At 49.0% G+C, this 16,570-nt stretch carries 17 protein-coding genes and 3 pseudogenes; 18 read left to right on the top strand and 2 right to left on the bottom strand.

Features of this window, described 5'->3' with window-relative positions:
* Positions 1-9: 9 nt before the first annotated feature.
* Positions 10-519, bottom strand: coding sequence for a BsuPI-related putative proteinase inhibitor (locus tag CV945_RS02040; protein ID WP_033011785.1), 510 nt, complete (start codon positions 517-519; stop codon positions 10-12).
* Positions 520-830: 311 nt separating this feature from the next.
* On the opposite strand from CV945_RS02040, the gene spoIIID reads away from it, so the two are divergent.
* The 10 genes from spoIIID (at position 831) to CV945_RS01990 (ending at position 7,882) form a co-directional block, all read left to right on the top strand.
* Positions 831-1,094: a sporulation transcriptional regulator SpoIIID gene (gene spoIIID / locus CV945_RS02035; RefSeq protein ID WP_008880665.1), complete on the top strand. Its 264-nt coding sequence runs from the start codon at positions 831-833 to the stop codon at positions 1,092-1,094.
* Positions 1,095-1,197: 103 nt separating this feature from the next.
* Positions 1,198-2,199 (top strand): rod shape-determining protein, encoded by a 1,002-nt coding sequence (gene mreB, locus CV945_RS02030; RefSeq protein ID WP_033011787.1) that lies wholly within the window; start codon positions 1,198-1,200, stop codon positions 2,197-2,199.
* A 123-nt stretch (positions 2,200-2,322) separates the two neighbouring features.
* The gene (locus CV945_RS02025) at positions 2,323-3,153 is read left to right on the top strand and encodes a flagellar hook-basal body protein (protein ID WP_050367962.1); all 831 of its coding nucleotides are present in this window, start codon (positions 2,323-2,325) and stop codon (positions 3,151-3,153) included.
* Between the two features lie 21 nt (positions 3,154-3,174).
* A complete protein-coding gene (locus CV945_RS02020) occupies positions 3,175-3,996 on the top strand; it encodes a flagellar hook-basal body protein (protein ID WP_100659043.1) in 822 nt (273 codons plus the stop codon).
* A gap of 11 nt (positions 3,997-4,007) precedes the next feature.
* A complete protein-coding gene (locus CV945_RS02015) occupies positions 4,008-4,340 on the top strand; it encodes a DNA-directed RNA polymerase subunit beta (RefSeq protein WP_100659042.1) in 333 nt (110 codons plus the stop codon).
* A 52-nt stretch (positions 4,341-4,392) separates the two neighbouring features.
* Positions 4,393-4,830 carry a 3-hydroxyacyl-ACP dehydratase FabZ gene (gene fabZ, locus CV945_RS02010; RefSeq protein ID WP_064213655.1) on the top strand — a complete coding sequence of 146 codons (438 nt, stop codon included), beginning with the start codon at positions 4,393-4,395 and terminating at the stop codon, positions 4,828-4,830.
* Positions 4,831-4,989: 159 nt separating this feature from the next.
* Entirely contained in the window at positions 4,990-5,355 is a 366-nt protein-coding gene (locus tag CV945_RS02005) for a hypothetical protein (protein WP_100659041.1), read from the top strand.
* Between the two features lie 250 nt (positions 5,356-5,605).
* Positions 5,606-6,349, top strand: coding sequence for a YveK family protein (locus CV945_RS02000; protein WP_100659040.1), 744 nt, complete (start codon positions 5,606-5,608; stop codon positions 6,347-6,349).
* On the top strand, positions 6,339-7,037 hold the full coding sequence (locus CV945_RS01995; protein ID WP_100659039.1) for a CpsD/CapB family tyrosine-protein kinase: 699 nt from the start codon (positions 6,339-6,341) through the stop codon (positions 7,035-7,037). The genes CV945_RS02000 and CV945_RS01995 overlap by 11 nt, the downstream gene beginning before the upstream one ends.
* A 59-nt stretch (positions 7,038-7,096) precedes the next feature.
* The gene (locus CV945_RS01990) at positions 7,097-7,882 is read left to right on the top strand and encodes an SGNH/GDSL hydrolase family protein (protein ID WP_100659038.1); all 786 of its coding nucleotides are present in this window, start codon (positions 7,097-7,099) and stop codon (positions 7,880-7,882) included.
* A gap of 31 nt (positions 7,883-7,913) precedes the next feature.
* Here the strand turns inward: CV945_RS01990 and tagU are convergent, their stop codons facing one another.
* On the bottom strand, positions 7,914-8,855 hold the full coding sequence (gene tagU, locus CV945_RS01985) for a polyisoprenyl-teichoic acid--peptidoglycan teichoic acid transferase TagU (RefSeq protein WP_033026594.1): 942 nt from the start codon (positions 8,853-8,855) through the stop codon (positions 7,914-7,916).
* A gap of 233 nt (positions 8,856-9,088) precedes the next feature.
* Between tagU and CV945_RS01980 the strand changes: the two genes are divergently transcribed.
* The 8 genes and pseudogenes from CV945_RS01980 to CV945_RS01945 all read left to right on the top strand — a co-directional run.
* Complete coding sequence (locus CV945_RS01980; RefSeq protein ID WP_100659037.1) at positions 9,089-9,853, top strand: tyrosine-protein phosphatase; 765 nt, start codon at positions 9,089-9,091, stop codon at positions 9,851-9,853.
* A 420-nt stretch (positions 9,854-10,273) separates the two neighbouring features.
* Positions 10,274-10,828 carry a hypothetical protein gene (locus CV945_RS01975; protein ID WP_100659036.1) on the top strand — a complete coding sequence of 185 codons (555 nt, stop codon included), beginning with the start codon at positions 10,274-10,276 and terminating at the stop codon, positions 10,826-10,828.
* 126 nt (positions 10,829-10,954) lie between these two features.
* Positions 10,955-11,179 (top strand): annotated as a pseudogene (locus CV945_RS17435) (UTP--glucose-1-phosphate uridylyltransferase); the annotation flags it as partial.
* Positions 11,180-11,259: 80 nt separating this feature from the next.
* Positions 11,260-13,092 carry a nucleoside-diphosphate sugar epimerase/dehydratase gene (locus tag CV945_RS01965; protein WP_100659035.1) on the top strand — a complete coding sequence of 611 codons (1,833 nt, stop codon included), beginning with the start codon at positions 11,260-11,262 and terminating at the stop codon, positions 13,090-13,092.
* A gap of 54 nt (positions 13,093-13,146) precedes the next feature.
* Positions 13,147-13,329: pseudogene (locus CV945_RS01960) on the top strand (sugar phosphate nucleotidyltransferase); the annotation flags it as partial.
* A gap of 46 nt (positions 13,330-13,375) precedes the next feature.
* Entirely contained in the window at positions 13,376-14,737 is a 1,362-nt protein-coding gene (locus tag CV945_RS01955) for a UDP-glucose dehydrogenase family protein (RefSeq protein WP_100659034.1), read from the top strand.
* A 5-nt stretch (positions 14,738-14,742) separates the two neighbouring features.
* Positions 14,743-15,690 carry an SDR family NAD(P)-dependent oxidoreductase gene (locus CV945_RS01950; protein ID WP_100659033.1) on the top strand — a complete coding sequence of 316 codons (948 nt, stop codon included), beginning with the start codon at positions 14,743-14,745 and terminating at the stop codon, positions 15,688-15,690.
* Between the two features lie 79 nt (positions 15,691-15,769).
* A pseudogene (locus CV945_RS01945) lies at positions 15,770-16,381 on the top strand (glycosyltransferase); the annotation flags it as partial.
* Positions 16,382-16,570: the final 189 nt, after the last annotated feature.

Raw genomic sequence — 16,570 nt, 5'->3', positions numbered from 1 at the left:
CCCGAAGCCTCACTGCACCGTAAACGTCACTTTCGCCCGCGCGTTCGGCCAGTTTTGGTCGGCGAGCCACCACTCAAGCGTATACGTTCCGGGCTCCAGGCCGCGGAACGTTTCCTGAAAGGACAGTTCTTCCCCTTGTTTTAACGTGCGCTCTTCGTAAATTTGTGCAAACATCTTCCCTTCGCTGTACTGCTTCACCTTTTGGCCATCGCGGTACAAAATGTAGTCATACTTTTTCGAGCTCGTGAACGTCACCGTTTGCACGCGCTCCGTTTGGTTTTTGACCGTAAACGTAAACACGTAAGCATCGTTTTGCTTTTCGTATGTGAGCGACGGCTCCAACGTTCCGGCGATGATCCCTTTCCCGCCTGCGGGCGCTGGTTTGCCCGCTGGAGCGGGGCCAAGCAAATCATCTTTCGCCTGCGGGCGCTCGTTGCCGCTATTATACATAAACAGCGCACTCGCCGCCGCCACCCCGGCCAACACGGCTGCGACGCCGATCATTTTTCCTTTGCCCATGCCAGCTCCTCCTTTTTTCCTCTCTATACATATAGTCGTTTCCCATTTCCCTTCCGTTACAAACCGCAAAAAAATTGTGAAAAAACCGTTGTCCGCCTTGATATTTCTGGTATATATGCCCGATTTGTCTAATAAAATGTTACAAATTGAACAGCAATGAGAGTGGTTGAGGTGGGGATCGTTCACAACCGGCAAGCGACGCGATGAAGACGCTTCTAAGACATCCAACGAAAGCGGCGCCCATCATTGGCAAGACGAGTCTCATTTCACACTTCTCACTTCTCACATCCAACTTAGGGAGGGCGAGTGGTGTGCACGATTACATCAAAGAGCGTACGATCAAGATTGGCAAGTATATCGTGGAGACGAGGAAAACCGTTCGCGTCATCGCGAAAGAATTTGGCGTATCCAAAAGCACCGTGCATAAAGACTTGACCGAGCGGCTGCCGGAAATCAACCCGGAACTGGCCCAAGAAGTGAAGCAAATCCTCGATTACCATAAATCGATCCGCCATTTGCGCGGCGGGGAAGCAACGAAGAAAAAGTATAAAAAGCAAGCAGTGAAAAACAACTGACTTTTTCCTTGCCATCTGCCGTTTGCAGTATCATTCCGGGAGGCAAATATGGTAGAATAATCTATTAGGAATGATTTTAGGGCAGAGGCAAGGAGGAGCATGTATGTTCTCACGAGATATCGGCATTGACCTAGGCACGGCGAACGTCCTCATTTTCGTCAAAGGCAAAGGCATCGTGCTCAATGAGCCGTCCGTCGTGGCGATCGATAAACACACGAACAAAGTGCTCGCAGTGGGCGAAGAAGCACGACGAATGGTCGGACGTACTCCTGGGAATATTGTTGCCATTCGGCCGCTCAAAGACGGCGTCATCGCCGACTTTGACATTACGGAAGCGATGCTGAAGCATTTCTTAAGCAAGCTCGACCTAAAAGGCTTTTTCGCCAAACCGCGCATTTTGATTTGTTGCCCGACGAACACGACATCGGTCGAACGGAAAGCGATCAAAGAGGCAGCAGAAAAAAGCGGCGGCAAAAAAGTGTACTTGGAGGAAGAGCCGAAAGTCGCAGCCATTGGCGCCGGAATGGACATTTTTCAGCCGTGCGGAAACATGGTCGTTGATATTGGCGGTGGCACGACCGACGTGGCGGTTCTCTCGATGGGGGACATTGTCACCGCCTCTTCCATTAAAATGGCCGGGGACAAGTTCGATATGGAAATTTTAAACTACATTAAGCGTGAATATAAGCTGCTCATCGGGGAACGAACGGCCGAGGAGATTAAAATCAAAGTCGCAACGGTATTCCCAGGCGCACGGACCGAAGAAATCGACGTCCGCGGCCGCGATCTCGTCACCGGACTGCCGCGCACGATCACCGTCCGTTCGGAGGAGATCGAACGGGCGCTTCGCGAGCCGGTGTCCTTGATTGTACAAGCCGCGAAAAGCGTGCTCGAGCGCACGCCGCCGGAACTGTCGGCCGACATCATCGACCGAGGCGTCATCTTAACGGGCGGCGGCGCCCTCTTGCATGGCATCGATCAGTTGCTTGCCGAAGAGCTGAAGCTGCCGGTGTTCATCGCCGAAAATCCGATGGACTGCGTCGCCCTTGGCACCGGGCTGATGCTTGAGAACATCGACCGCGCGCCGAAATCGCAGTTGGTGTAAAAAAGGAAAAGCAGGGGATGCGGCTGCCGCCCCCGCCCGCCTATAATGGAATCAACAAGCCGCCCGCCAACGCCGGCAGCGGCTTTCTGCCACGAATTTTCATGGACAAGCGAGGGAGCTGTCATGCTAAGAGGATTGTATACCGCCGCGAGCGGCATGCTCGCCCAGGAGCGGCGCGTCGAGATGCTGACCAACAACTTGGCGAACGCCGAAACGCCGGGATACAAAGCTGATGCAGGAGCGATGAGAGCGTTTCCGGAACTGTTGATGAGCCGCCTCGAGGACGAGCCGATCCCGACCGCCCCGCCGCGCGCCATTCTGACGCAAACGGCGATCGGGCCGCTCCAGACGGGTGTCTATATGCAAGAACTCATCCCGAACTTCCGCCAAGGGGATATTAAAGAAACCGGTCTCTCCACTGATGTAGCCTTAGTCGATGGACAAGTCCCGGTCGACCCGGCAAGCGGGCAGCGCGGGGCGCTCTTGTTTGCCGTCGAAAACGGCCAAGGCGACATCCGGTACACGCGCAACGGCCATTTCACCGTGAGCCCGGACGGCTATTTAACCACGCAAGACGGTTGGTATGTGCTCGATGGCAACGGCGAGCGCATCGCCGTTCCGAATGAAACGTTCGCCGTCCGCGACGACGGGACGATCATCGCCGGAAACCGGGAAATCGCCCGCCTTGGCGTCGCCTTCGCCGCCAACCCGCAAACATTGGTGAAGGAAGGAAACGGCCTGTTCCGCAGCACGGCAGGGCCGTTGCCGCAGGCGCCCGGCAATGTCACGTATACCGTCAAGCAGCGGTTTCTCGAACGGTCGAACGTGGACGTTGAGCGGACGATGACCGACTTGCTCGCGGCTTACCGAACGTTTGAAGCAAACCAAAAAATCATCCAAGCGTACGACCGCAGCTTGGACAAGGCCGTCAATGAAGTCGGCCGCCTGAAATGATGACAAAAGGAGGACAAGCCCGTGCTTCGTTCGATGCTCACCGCCGCCAACACGATGAACGCCTTGCAAGAGCGGCTCGATACGATCAGCCATAACATCGCCAACAGCAACACCGTCGGCTTTAAACGGCGCGAAGCGAGCTTCGCTGAGCTCCTCGCCCAGCAAGTCGACCGCCTCCCCGCCGACGAAGCGCCACGTGAGACGCCAGCGGGCGTGCGCTATGGCAACGGGGCGCGCCTCGCTTCGACAATGCTTGTGTCTGCTCAAGGAACGCTCGTCGAGACCGGCCGCGCGCTCGATTTCGCCTTCACCGCCGCCAACCAATGGTTTCGCGTTCAAGTCGCCAATGCCAACGGTGACACAACGATCGGCTACACCCGCGCTGGCAACTTTTCTGTCACTCCTATGGACGGGCGTCTTGCCCTCGTGACAAGCGACGGCCGCCCGGTGCTCGATGAAGCGAATCGGCCCATCGAATTTCCCACCGGCACAACCGGCTTTCAGCTCTCCCCAACCGGAACGCTGACGGCCACTGATGCCAGCGGTGCGGTTGTTGCCCGCGTGAACCTTGGCGTCACCGCCATTGATCGTCCGCAGCTTCTCGAAGCCCAGGGCGACAACGTCTTCACCTTGCCGGATGTCCCTGGCGCCGCTCGGGAGCTCAACGGCAATTTGCGTGGCCAAATCGGCGTCAAGCAAGGCGCCTTGGAACAGTCGAACGTCGACCTTGGCGAGGAAATGGTCGGCCTGATGGCGACAAGCCGAGCGTATCAGCTGAACGCCCGCGCCATTTCCATTTCGGAACAAATGCTCGGGCTGATTAACGGCATGCGCTCCTCATAAGGAGGATCGCGATGAGTGACGAGAGGCATCAAGAACCTATGCGCTCGCCGTCTTCCCGGATGGCGAGGCGGAAAGGCCGAGTAAGAAAGAGCCCGCCGACTCCCGCCGAACCGGAAGCCCAAGCCCTTCCGGCTGAAGAGGAGGCGGCCGCGCCGCGCCGTTTCGCGCGCACCCGGCTCATCCGGATTGGGCTTCGGCTCATCATCGTCGCCGCCTTGATGGCCTTAAGCCTCGCCGCCGGCGCGGTCGTTGGCTACAGCGCCATCGGCGACGGAGCGTGGATTGACGTGTTCCGCCCCTCGACGTGGCAGCACATCCTCGACTTTGTCGAAAAAGGGACGTAAGCAGCACCTCGCCGCGTCATCGTCTTGATGATCATGAAAAAGGAGTGTTTCTATGCTTGACATCCAACAAATCCAAGCGATCATCCCGCACCGCTATCCGTTTTTGCTTGTTGACCGCATTCTGGAAATCGAAGAAGGAAAGCGCGCCGTCGGCATCAAAAACGTCAGCGCCAACGAAGCGTTTTTCGCCGGCCACTTCCCCGAATACCCGGTCATGCCCGGCGTGTTGATCGTCGAGGCGCTCGCCCAAGTCGGCGCCGTCGTCCTCCTGCAAAGCGAAGAAAACCGCGGCCGCCTCGCTTTTTTCGCCGGCATCGACAACTGCCGCTTTAAGCGGCAAGTGAAACCAGGCGACCAAATTCGCCTGGAAGTCGAAATCCTCCGCGCCCGCGGCGCCATCGGCAAAGGCAAAGGCACCGCCACCGTCGACGGCGAACTCGTCTGCGAAACAGAGCTCATGTTCGCCCTTGGTGAGAAAACAAACGGCTGACCAACGCGCGCTCCTTTGCGGGGCGCGTATGTTCATTCCCCTAAACGCCACCCCCGCATTTGTTTCATTCCCCTTGCATGAAATGCGCTCTTCTGGGAAAGATAAACAAGGACCGGTCTTACATAAGGTCACAACAACACGAAGAAAGGAGAAGGTGCCATGAAAAACAAGGCGTTGCTGTTCAAACTGTTCAGCGCTCTTGTCGCCCTCTTTTTAGCGGCCGGATGCAATGACGACAACGACAATCCGCCGCCGCCAAACAACAATCAAAACGATGTCAACGACCAAGACGTGAACCCGGCCGATGACATCAACCAAAACGATGACGTCGACAACGACAAAGACAATGACGGTATCCCGGACAACCGCGATACCGATTTGAACGACAACCAAAACAATCAACTCCCGCCGGGAGACGACACGAACAACGGACCGGGCGACGATGAGCGCGATACTGTTCCGGACCGCGAAGACCCAATTGAAGACCCGCAAGACGCTAACGACAAAGACAATAAAGACGAATAACGAAAAAAGGCTGCCGATCGAGGCGGCCTTTTCGTTTCGCCAAAATTAGTACCGATTTCGGCTAGATATGTTTCGCTTCATTCGCTATAATGGGAATGTCGATTCATGTTCGAAAGATCGGGACAGAGGTCGAACATCGGGATGTTCTTGCGGAGGAAACAGCAGTACAACCTTCCCTTTTGCATCAGAGGGGGCGTACGTACCGCGAACGTCAACCAAGAAGGAGACAGACAAGAGAGGGGGAATACTGGTGGAAGAAACAATCAGCCTGCGCGAACTGTTCGAAACGTTGCGCAAACGGCTTTGGCTCATCGTCCTGATCACCGCGCTAGCGACTGTTGTAAGCGGTGTGGTCAGCTATTTTCTATTAACGCCGATTTATCAGGCATCGACACAAATTCTCGTCAACCAAGCGAAATCGGAGCAGCAGCTCTACAACTTCAATGAAATCCAAACGAACGTGCAGCTCATCAACACGTACAGCGTCATTATCAAAAGCCCGACCATTTTGGAAAAAGTGAAAGACGAGCTCCGCCTTGACCGGACGATCGACGAGCTGAACGAACAGATTCAAGTCTCAAGCGAAAAAGACTCGCAAGTGTTCTCCGTCACCGTCCAAGATCCCGATCCTGCCTTGGCGGCTGAGATCGCCAACAAAACCGCGGAAGTGTTCAAAAACGAAATCGTCAAAATCATGAACATCGACAACGTCACCATTCTCTCGAAAGCGGAAGTGAAAGAACATCAAGCCCCGGTCAAGCCGAAGCCATTGCTGAACATGGCCATCGCCTTTGTCGTCGGCTTGATGACGGGTGTAGGGCTTGCGTTCTTGCTTGAATATTTGGACAACACGATCAAGACGGAAGAAGACGTCGAAAAACATCTCGGCCTGCCGGTGCTCGGCGCGGTCAGTTTGATCACGGCTGAAGGCGGCCAAAAAGCGAGACGCGAATCCGCCATTCCACAAACAAGAGGTGAAACCATTGGCTCGTAAACCAGCAACATCGATCCGCAAAGCGGAGCGGAGGCTGATCACATTTGACAATCCGAAATCGCCCATCGCAGAGCAATATCGGACGATCCGGACGAATATCCAATTTTCATTCATTGATGCGCCGCTTCGTTCCTTAATTGTCACGTCAACGGGGCCTGGCGAAGGAAAGACGACCACCGCGGCGAACTTGGCGGTCGTCTTCGCCCAGCAAGGGAAAAAGACGCTACTTGTTGATGCTGATTTGCGCAAACCGACGGTCCATTACACCTTCCGGTTAAACAACTACATGGGATTAACGAACGTTTTGACGGGCTCGGCGCCGCTGTTGTCGACGTGCCAAGCGACCGAAATCGACCACTTATCAATCTTAACGTCTGGCCCGATTCCGCCGAACCCTGCCGAGCTCCTCAGCTCGAAAGCGATGGCGCAATGCCTCGAACAGCTGTATGAGACGTTTGACCTTGTCGTCTTCGACACTCCGCCTGTCTTGGCCGTGACAGACGCGCAAATTTTAGCCAATCAATGCGACGGCACCGTCTTGGTCATCGAAAGCGGCGGCACCGAAATCGAAGCGGCGGTCAAGGCGAAAGAACTGCTCGAAGCGGCCAACGCCAAACTGCTCGGCGTTGTCTTGAACAAGCGGAAGCACCGTGACGGCGGGTACTATTACTACTATCAATACAAGTAACCACAAACGGCTTCCCGACCGCGGGAAGCCGTTCTGATAGAGAAAAGGGGAGAGAACCGTTGAGAAACTTCGTCTTCATCCTTTTGCTCACCGCCGCTTGCCTTGCCTTCATCATAACCGGGCATTTGTACTGGGAGCGAAAAATCGACGCCACCGTGCAGGCGGCGCGGGCGAAAGTCGAAACATCCGCCAAGCAGGAAACGGAGACGAGCCAAACGGAAGTGATCCTCGCCCGCGCCAAGCAGCTGCCAGCGGCCGCGCAAGCTGCCATCAAGCGGGCGGTGGAGGAACACCGTCCGATCCGCCTCGTCATCGCCGGCTCCGAATCAACGCCAGAGAACGGCGGCTGGCCTGAGCGGTTGAAACAAGCGCTCGATGACGCCTACGGGAAAGGCGTGTTTCACATCACCGTCCACGAATACGACGGCTTGACCACCGCCGACGCCGACCGACAGCGCATCGCCGCCGACTGGGCCAAGGACAAGCCGGATCTTGTCCTGCTTGAACCGTTTTTGTTAAACGACAACGGTGTCGTGACGATCGACGACACTCTTGCCCATATCAAATCGATCATCGACGAGCTCAAATCGGCGGCCCCGAATGCGGTCGTGATCTTGCAGCCGCCGAACCCGATTTACAACGCGACCTACTACCCGCGCCAAGTCGAGCAGCTTGAAGCGTTCGCGAAAGAGAACGGCTATCCTTACCTCAACCATTGGCACGCCTGGCCTGACGATCAAAGCGAAGAGCTGAACCGCTACGTCGACCCGCAAACCGACTTGCCGACCGAGGAAGGAGCCGCGCTTTGGGCCGATGCGCTCGCCAAGCGCTTCATCGCCCAATGAAAACGCGCACCTCTTAAGGTGCGCGTCTCATTTACTTCGCCGCCGTCGCTTTCAGCTCCAGATGCTCTTTCAACTCATTCGAAATCGCCAGCCGTTCGCTCTCTGGCACGATCAAGTAATAAATGCCATTGATTTTCGTCCCTTGTCCCGTAATATGCAGCTGCTTAATGTGCTTGCGGGCGTCTTTGTAATTCGCTTGAATTTCTTTCATTTCCTCAAACGTCAAGTTCGTTTTCACGTTTTTCCCGATCGCTGCGAGCACATCGCTGTAATTCGTGAGCGACGAGAAGCTGGCGCCTTTCTCAATAATCGCTTGAATGATCTGCTTTTGCCGGTCCTGGCGCCCGAAATCGCCGCGCGGGTCCTCTTTCCGCATGCGGGAGTATTTCAGCGCCTCGTCCCCGTTCAACGTAATCTCGCCTTTCGGGAAGTGCGTTCCTTCATACGTAAACGCGAACGGGTTGTTCACCGTCACGCCGCCGACCGCATCGACGATGTCGCGGAAGCTTTCCATGTTGACCTTAATGTAGTAGTCAATGGGAATATCTAAAAAGTGTTCCACCGTCGCCATCGTCATCTCCACTCCGCCAAAGGCGTACGAGTGGTTGATTTTATCTTTCGTCCCTTTTCCGATAATCTCCGTTCTCGTATCGCGCGGCACGCTCACCATGTCAATCGACTGCTTGTTTGGATTCACCGTCATGACGATGAGCGTATCGGCGCGTCCTTTATCCCCTTTCCGTTCATCGACGCCGATCAACAAAATGGAAATCGGCGTCTTCCGTTCAAACGAAACGTTTTCTTTCCGCTTCTCCGACTTCCAGTTGACGTTCTCGTGCATTTGGTTCGCCGTCTGTTTCACATGATGATAAATGGAATAGGCGAATATTCCTGCTCCAGCGAATAACACGACGAGCAATCCCGTCACCCAGCGGAGCCATGTTTTCTTCTTTTTTCGACGTTCTGCTCTCATGGGCACTCTTCCTTTTCCATTCAGAAATTTTCGTGCATACCATTTCGATTATAGACCGTTTTCGAAAAGAAGACAACTGACAGCCGCATTGGCGGGCGTTCCAGCTTGCCCCCTAATCAGTGGAATTTGCCTTCCATTTCGACAATGTTCGACAAATCTCATCCATTGATAGCCTGTTTTTCCTATGTTACCATAATAGGTGTTTAGTAGAGCGAAAAAAGGAGGAGTGGACGATGATCGACATTCATAGCCATATTTTGCCTGGCGTTGACGACGGAGCGGCGGCGATGGAGAACGCCATCGCCATGGCGCAAGCCGCAGCCAAGGAGGGGATTACAACGATCATTGCCACTCCCCATCATCAAAATGGAACGCATGACAACCCAAGACCAGCCGTCCTTTCCTTGGCGGCGGAACTAAATGACGAATTGAAACGGCGCGGCATCGCCTTGAACGTGTTTCCAGGCCAAGAAGTGCGCATCCACGGCGACTTGCTTGACGGCCTTGCCCGAGGCGAGGTGATGACGCTTGCCGATACATCATACATGTTGATCGAATTTCCGCCCGATCATGTGCCGAAATATGCGGAGCAACTCCTCTTTGATGCCCAAGTGAAAGGGTTTATCCCGATCATCGCCCATCCGGAGCGAAACGCCGAGATCATCGAAACCCCCGAGCGGCTCTACCAGCTCGTCAAACGCGGCGCCTTGTCCCAGCTGACGACATCAAGCATTACGGGCCATTTCGGCAAGAAAATCAAAACGTTCTCGTTTCAGCTGATCGAAGCGAACTTGGCCCATTTCATCGCCTCGGACGCCCACAACACGAAAACGCGGCCGTTTCGCCTCCGCGAGGCGTACGAGGTGATCCGGAAAGAATACGGGACAGACATGGTGTACTACTTCCAAGAGAACGCCGAGCTGCTCGTTCGCGGCCAAGCCGTGTTCCGCGACGAACCACAGCGGGTGAAAAAGAAAAAGTTCCTTGGCCTCTTTTAGAAATAGTTGGCAGTATGATATAAAATAATTTAGAAATACTTCTTTTCTTTTGCCCGTTCGTTGTCGAAACATGGCTTGTTTCTTGTAGAACGATTCAGAATGATGTCGACCGACATCCAATAGCGGCGGCTCTTTCTTTAAGACAGTTTGGCTCGCGCAGCAAGAGATTCATAGCGGCGGCTTCTTTGTCTTAAAGACAGGCCGTTTTCTTCGTTGATGCCGTTTCGTTCGGTGATGTCTCCTTACCGTTATCAATGGAGGCACTCGGCCATGCCGTGGGTGGGGACGATGACGGTCCTGGCACCTTAGACGCCCGTCGTCGAGGGTGTGGCGTGAGGGCGGGTTAGATGCCCGATCTAACTTATTTTGTTTCTATGTGCTTCACTGGCCATGCTATAATCAGAGCAAGGAGGTGAAGCCATGAGCCAAGAGCTGAAAGAATTGCTTCGTTCCGTCTTGCAAGAAGAACTGAAACCAGTCCACGACAGGCTTGAGCGGTTGGAAGGCACAGTCGGACACATTCGCCAAGACGTATCCCAGCTTCAGAAGGAAGTCACCCAACTGCAAGAAGGTCAACGGACATTAGAAACCACGGTTTCCCAAATTCAAAAGGATGTTGCCCAGCTCCAAGAAGGGCAGAAGGCGTTGCAGCGTGATGTCGCCCAACTGCAAGAAGGTCAACGAACATTGGAAACGACGGTTTCCCAAATCCAAAAAGACATCACTCAGCTGCAACAAGGCCAACAAACATTAGAAAACGAGATGGCCGGCATGAAGCAGACGCAAGAACGAATCCTCGAAGAGCTGCGCGTTTCCAAACACAATCAAGCACTCATTTTAAACGATGTCACCAGCATAAGAAAATCCGTCGATGTCACCGTCTCGTACTTGCAGCGCCGATCCGATGTGATGTTCGACAAACTGATCGATCATGAAAAAGAGATTTTAAATCTGAAATCAAAAATGCCAAACTAAGTCCCAAAAAGGGGCTGTTTTTTATGCCCATATGCATCGGCGCATCGGCGTAGCCAGCGTTGCACCGATGCGCGGGGGCATATGGGCCAAAATACATAGGGGGTTCCATCAATTGAAAAAAGTGCGCAAAGCGATGGTCTCGGCGGCGAAATCCAGCTCACCGACGCGATTCAAAAGCTCAACGAAATCCAGCGCGTCTTCGCCTACGAATTCGAAGGAAAGCGCTACGACGTCGGCGAAAAGCTCGGATTTATTAAGACGACGATTGAGTTTGCGTTGCAATACGATGAATTAAGAGACGATTTACTCGCATTTATGGAGAAAATTGTTACGGAAACAAAACAAGAATGATGAATGCTTAATAACGAGCCATCGCGATTCATCATGTCTCTTTATTAAGCATTCCTATATATGAAGGGAGACGCAATGCGTTGGCATATCGAAAACGATTAACGTTTTTAATGATATTGGACTCATTGATCGTGTTAACGGCGATTTACGTTAGTTTGTTTACGCTTCATCCAGGAATACAAATATGGAAGTATGAATCCGTTCTTTTATCGGCGCTGACGCTGCTTGTCAGCCATCATTTTTTTGCATTTACATACCGTTTGTACCATAAGGCATGGGAGTACGCAAGCATTGGCGAATTAACGGCGATTATCAAGGCAGTCACCTTTTCGATTATCACAACGTCGGTTGTTCAGTTTGTGGTCTTTCAAGATATTTACGTCCGCGCGTTAATGATTACGTGGATGATCCATATTATTCTCATCGGTGGTTCGCGGTTTGTCTGGAGAGTGTTCCGCGATCGCTACATAAAACCAAACGCGAATAAACGGCGGACGCTGATTATCGGCGCGGGCGCTGCGGGAACGATGGTCGCGCGGCAATTAGTGAATAACCCCGAAGCGGAATTAAAGCCAATTGCGTTTATTGATGATGACCCTAATAAACAAAAATTGCAGTTTTTCAACATTCCTGTGATGGGAACGACGAAAGATATTGAAGATGTCGTTCGCGCGCTGAAAATTGAACATATCATCATTGCGATTCCTTCGTTGACAAAAAAGGAACTGAATCGCATTTTTGAGCAATGCGCGAAAACGAAAGCAAAAACGCAAATCGTTCCGAAACTCGAAGATATCGTGACTGGAAAAGTGTCTGTCAGCCAGTTTCGCGATGTGCAAGTGGAAGACTTGCTTGGCCGTGAACCGATCGAACTTGATATCGAAAGCATTTCCAGTTACATCGAAAACAAAGTCATTTTAGTCACGGGAGCCGGCGGTTCGATTGGTTCGGAAATTTGCCGGCAAGTATGCCGATTTAACCCGAAAAAAATCGTTCTGCTCGGCCACGGAGAAAACAGCATTTATCAAATCGACATGGAACTGCGCAATCAATATAAAGATCAAATCGACATTGTTCCAGTGATCGGCGATATTCAAGACCGTGAGCGCATGTTTGAAGTGATGGAAGAACATAAGCCGCATGTCGTCTACCATGCAGCGGCGCATAAACACGTTCCGTTAATGGAATACAACCCGAAAGAAGCGGTCAAAAACAACATTCTCGGCACGAAAAACGTCGCCGAAGCGGCCGCTACATTTGGTGTTCAAACCTTTGTATTAATTTCGACGGACAAAGCAGTTAACCCAACCAATGTGATGGGTGCGACAAAACGCTTTGCGGAAATGATTATTCAACAATTGGACAAGCAGAGCAAGACAAAATTTGTTGCTGTCCGATTTGGAAACGTCCTCGGCAGCCGCGGCAGTGTCATTCCGTTATTTAAAAAACAGATCCAAGCCGGCGGTCCGGTCACCGTCACCCATCCGGAGATGACGCGCTACTTTATGACGATTCCGGAAGCATCCCAGCTTGTCATCCAAGCGGGGGCGCTCGCCAAAGGCGGGGAAATCTTCGTCCTAGACATGGGCGAACCAGTCAAAATCGTCGATCTCGCGAAAAACTTGATTAAACTATCCGGATACACCGTCGAAGAAATCGGCATCGAATTTACCGGCATCCGTCCTGGTGAAAAGCTGTTTGAAGAGCTGCTTAATGAAAACGAAGTCCATCCAGAGCAGGTGTTTCCGAAAATTCATATTGGGAAAGCAACGATGGTGGACGAAAAAATCCTTAATGACTTTATGGAACAATTTGAGTCGATGGATAAGGATGAGGTTAGGGAAAGATTGTTGGGGATTGCGAATAACCGATTTGTATCAACGATTTCGATCAATTCTGCGGCCAATCAATAGTTGTTCTAAATTAGGCGGCTAATTGATGAAAGGTGAAAAGAAGCACGTAAAGCAATCATTCCAGTTGTGAGGTTAGGAACATGCTTTTTACCAGCAACGAAAGCAATGCCGAAAGAAATGTTACCAATCGTTGATAAACCAATGATTCAATATATTGTCGAAGAAGCTATAGAGTCTAGTATTGAAGATATTATTATGGTTACGGGAAAAGGAAAAAGAGCGATTGAAAACCATTTTGCGGATTAGCAACTAAATATATGTAATTTGGGGAGCGATAGCCATAATGAAAGTTCTAATTGTTGGAAGTGGTTATGTAGGATTGACTACAGGGAGTGCACTTGCATATTTAGGGCATGAAGTAACTTTATTAGATAAAAACGAAGAAAAAATCATGCGTTTAAGGGATGGAGAAGTTCCAATTTATGAACGTGGGTTGTCTGAAGTTCTAGATGAATCAAAACAAAATATTCAATTTATATCGAGCTGGAATGATTTTGATTCAAACGTTGACATTGTCATTATTGCAGTTGGTACACCGAATAAAGGAAATGGCGACGTTGATTTATCTTATGTTGAGACTGTAGCCAAAAGTATTGGTGAAAAGCTAGATGAGAAATCTAATCCTATTATAGTGAATAAATCTACTGTACCTATTGGATCGGCTCGGCGTGTAAAAAGCATTATTGAAGATGAATTAAAAAAGCGCAATATTTTAAAAGAAATTGATGTTGCATCAAATCCAGAGTTTCTCCGTGAGGGAGAAGCATTATTTGATACATTTTATCCGGACCGCATTGTTATAGGTACTGAATCAGAAAGAGCAAAAAATAGCTTATTAAATTTATATCAGCCAATTTTAGAACAAACGTTTACACCACCTAGGGCAGTTAAGCGTCCAGAGGGGTTTCCACTACCAAGTGTAATTACAACAAGCCCAACAAGTGCAGAGTTAATTAAGTATGCAGCAAATTCATTTCTAGCTATGAAAATATCTTTTATTAATGAATTCGCTGGTCTAGCTGAATTGGTAGGCGCTGATATTACAGAAGTAGCAAAAGGGATTGGACTTGATAAACGAATTGGCTCAAGATTCCTTAATGCCGGTATAGGTTGGGGAGGTAGTTGCTTTGGAAAAGATACAGCTGCTATTCTCCATACAGCTAGTCAATATAATTATGAAATGCCTTTAGTAGAAGCAACGGTTAAAACTAACTATAAACAGCGTGAATTAGTTATAAGAAAACTTCAGTCTGAATTGAAAGTTCTAAGAGGAGCAACTATAGGGATTTTAGGTCTTGCCTTTAAACCTAACACAGATGATTTGCGAGACGCACCATCATTGGATATAATCCGCGGGTTAATTGAACTTGGTGCTAATGTAAAAGTTTTTGATCCTGTAGCTATGGAGAATTGTAAAAAGCAATATCCTGATATAAATGTAATATATACTGAATCAGTAGAAGAATTATTTGAAGGCTGCGATGGTATAGTTTTAGTAACAGAGTGGGAAGAATTTTTGCATTTGCCATATCAAAACTTAGCTGAACGAATGAAGAAAAAATTGATTGTTGATGGACGTAATGTTTTAGATAAAGAATTGTTAAAGAAATCAGGAATTATTTATCGAGGAATAGGTAGGGGGTAAAAAATTTGAAAGTTTTAGTTACGGGAGGAGCAGGATTCATTGGGAGTCACCTTGTAGATTCACTATTAGCTGATGGTCATAATGTAATAGTGGTTGATAATTTTGACCCCTTTTATAATAGGAGTATAAAGGAAAAAAATATTGAAAAGCATTTGCAATCTAAAAATTATACTTTATTTGAAAAAGATATACGTGATCGTGAAGCAATAGACAAGATTTTTAATAGGTATAAACCGGAAGTAGTAGTACATCTCGCGGCAAAAGCAGGTGTCCGCCCTTCGGTTGAAAATCCAAATGAATATGTTGAAGTTAATATTAATGGTACGGTAAATTTACTGGATGCATCCGTTAAGTATAAGGTTAAAAAATTTATTTTTGCTTCCTCAAGTTCAGTATATGGATTGAATGAAAAAGTTCCATTTTCTGAAGATGATCCTATTTTGAATCAAGCCTCTCCGTATGGCGCTACTAAAGCAGCTGGAGAATCTTTATGCCGAAGCTATAGCAATTGTTATGGTCTTCCAATTGTTGCTTTAAGATTTTTCACCGTATACGGCCCTCGTCAAAGACCGGATCTTGCTATTCATAAATTTGCTAAAAAAATATTAAATAATGAACCTATTACTTTGTTTGGAGACGGTTCAACGTGTCGAGACTACACATATATAGATGATATAATTTATGGTATTAGAGCTTCTATCGATTATTGCCTAAAGGGTTATGAAGTGTTTAATCTTGGGAATGATCGTCCAATACAATTACTAGATTTAGTTAAAAACTTAGAAAAAGTTCTAGGAAAGAATGCCAATATACAATGGCTGCCTGAACAAACAGGGGATGTTCCACGAACTTGGGCAAGTGTTGAAAAATCAAAAAAGTTACTAGGTTATGAACCAAAAGTTGATATAATGACAGGGCTTATGAATTTTGTATTATGGATTAATGGAAAATAAAAGCTGTTAAAAGAAGTATTGCAACAAAGAAAAAAAGTGAATAGAGTGATTTATTTTAAATAATAAAATTCGATAGGTGATTGATACAAAAAAGGTATTGCTTTGCGCAACAGTAGACTAATCATTTTAAAGCTTTTGATTTGCCATATATGAAATGGTTTCAAGAACAAGGACGGGAAGTTCATGTAGCTGCAAATGGTGATATGGAACTCCGGTATGTGGATAGAAAGTTATAATATTCCTATTCAACAATCTCCTTTTCATATTAAAAATATTGAGGCTTATAAAGAGCTTAAGAAACTTATTGACAATAAAATTACAAGATAATTCATTGTCATACTCCGGCGGGAGAAGGGCTTGCGCGTCTAGCTGTAAGACAAGCACGAAAACGTGGGATGAAGTTTCTATATACAGCGCATGGATTTTACTTTTGTAAAGGTGCATCGCTGATAAATTGGATTTTCTTAGCTATCGTGATGATATTGCATTACTATTACCTATGTGTGATTTAGTAGTTGTTTCAAGTTTCCGAGAGGGATTTCCTATAAATATACTAGAGGCAAAGGCATGTGGTTTACCATTAGTAGTGAACAGAAATAGAGGACATTGTGAATTAGTTAAAAATGGGATTAACGGATATATTATCCTAGATAATAATCATGTTTTGTTGGCTGAAAGGTTACGCAGGATATAAATAGAGAATTGCATAATTTTATGATGTTTCAGAGTATCAAAAATGTAGAGAGATATTCGCTTGCAAGGGTTATTAAAGAAATAAAAAAACTGTAGATGAGCATTTTTCATTACAATAATTTCCATGGTTAGAGAGACAAACAGGGTACCCCTTACGCGATACGGAGCTGTTTTTTGATCACATCAA

It is taken from the genome of Geobacillus sp. Manikaran-105 (genome assembly GCF_002809955.1).
GTDB lineage: Bacteria > Bacillota > Bacilli > Bacillales > Anoxybacillaceae > Geobacillus > Geobacillus thermophilus.
This window is presented reverse-complemented; position numbering and strand designations above follow the sequence as displayed.

Bases quoted from the DNA above. Each gene is read 5' to 3' on its own strand.
- tagU (WP_033026594.1), bottom strand. From the start codon at position 8,855: ATGAGAGCAGAACGTCGAAAAAAGAAGAAAACATGGCTCCGCTGGGTG.
- mreB (WP_033011787.1), top strand. From the start codon at position 1,198: ATGTTCTCACGAGATATCGGCATTGACCTAGGCACGGCGAACGTCCTC.
- CV945_RS01955 (WP_100659034.1), top strand. From the start codon at position 13,376: ATGAAAGTTCTAATTGTTGGAAGTGGTTATGTAGGATTGACTACAGGG.
- fabZ (WP_064213655.1), top strand. From the start codon at position 4,393: ATGCTTGACATCCAACAAATCCAAGCGATCATCCCGCACCGCTATCCG.
- CV945_RS02005 (WP_100659041.1), top strand. From the start codon at position 4,990: ATGAAAAACAAGGCGTTGCTGTTCAAACTGTTCAGCGCTCTTGTCGCC.
- CV945_RS02025 (WP_050367962.1), top strand. From the start codon at position 2,323: ATGCTAAGAGGATTGTATACCGCCGCGAGCGGCATGCTCGCCCAGGAG.
- CV945_RS02040 (WP_033011785.1), bottom strand. From the start codon at position 519: ATGGGCAAAGGAAAAATGATCGGCGTCGCAGCCGTGTTGGCCGGGGTG.
- CV945_RS02015 (WP_100659042.1), top strand. From the start codon at position 4,008: ATGAGTGACGAGAGGCATCAAGAACCTATGCGCTCGCCGTCTTCCCGG.
- CV945_RS01980 (WP_100659037.1), top strand. From the start codon at position 9,089: ATGATCGACATTCATAGCCATATTTTGCCTGGCGTTGACGACGGAGCG.
- CV945_RS01975 (WP_100659036.1), top strand. From the start codon at position 10,274: ATGAGCCAAGAGCTGAAAGAATTGCTTCGTTCCGTCTTGCAAGAAGAA.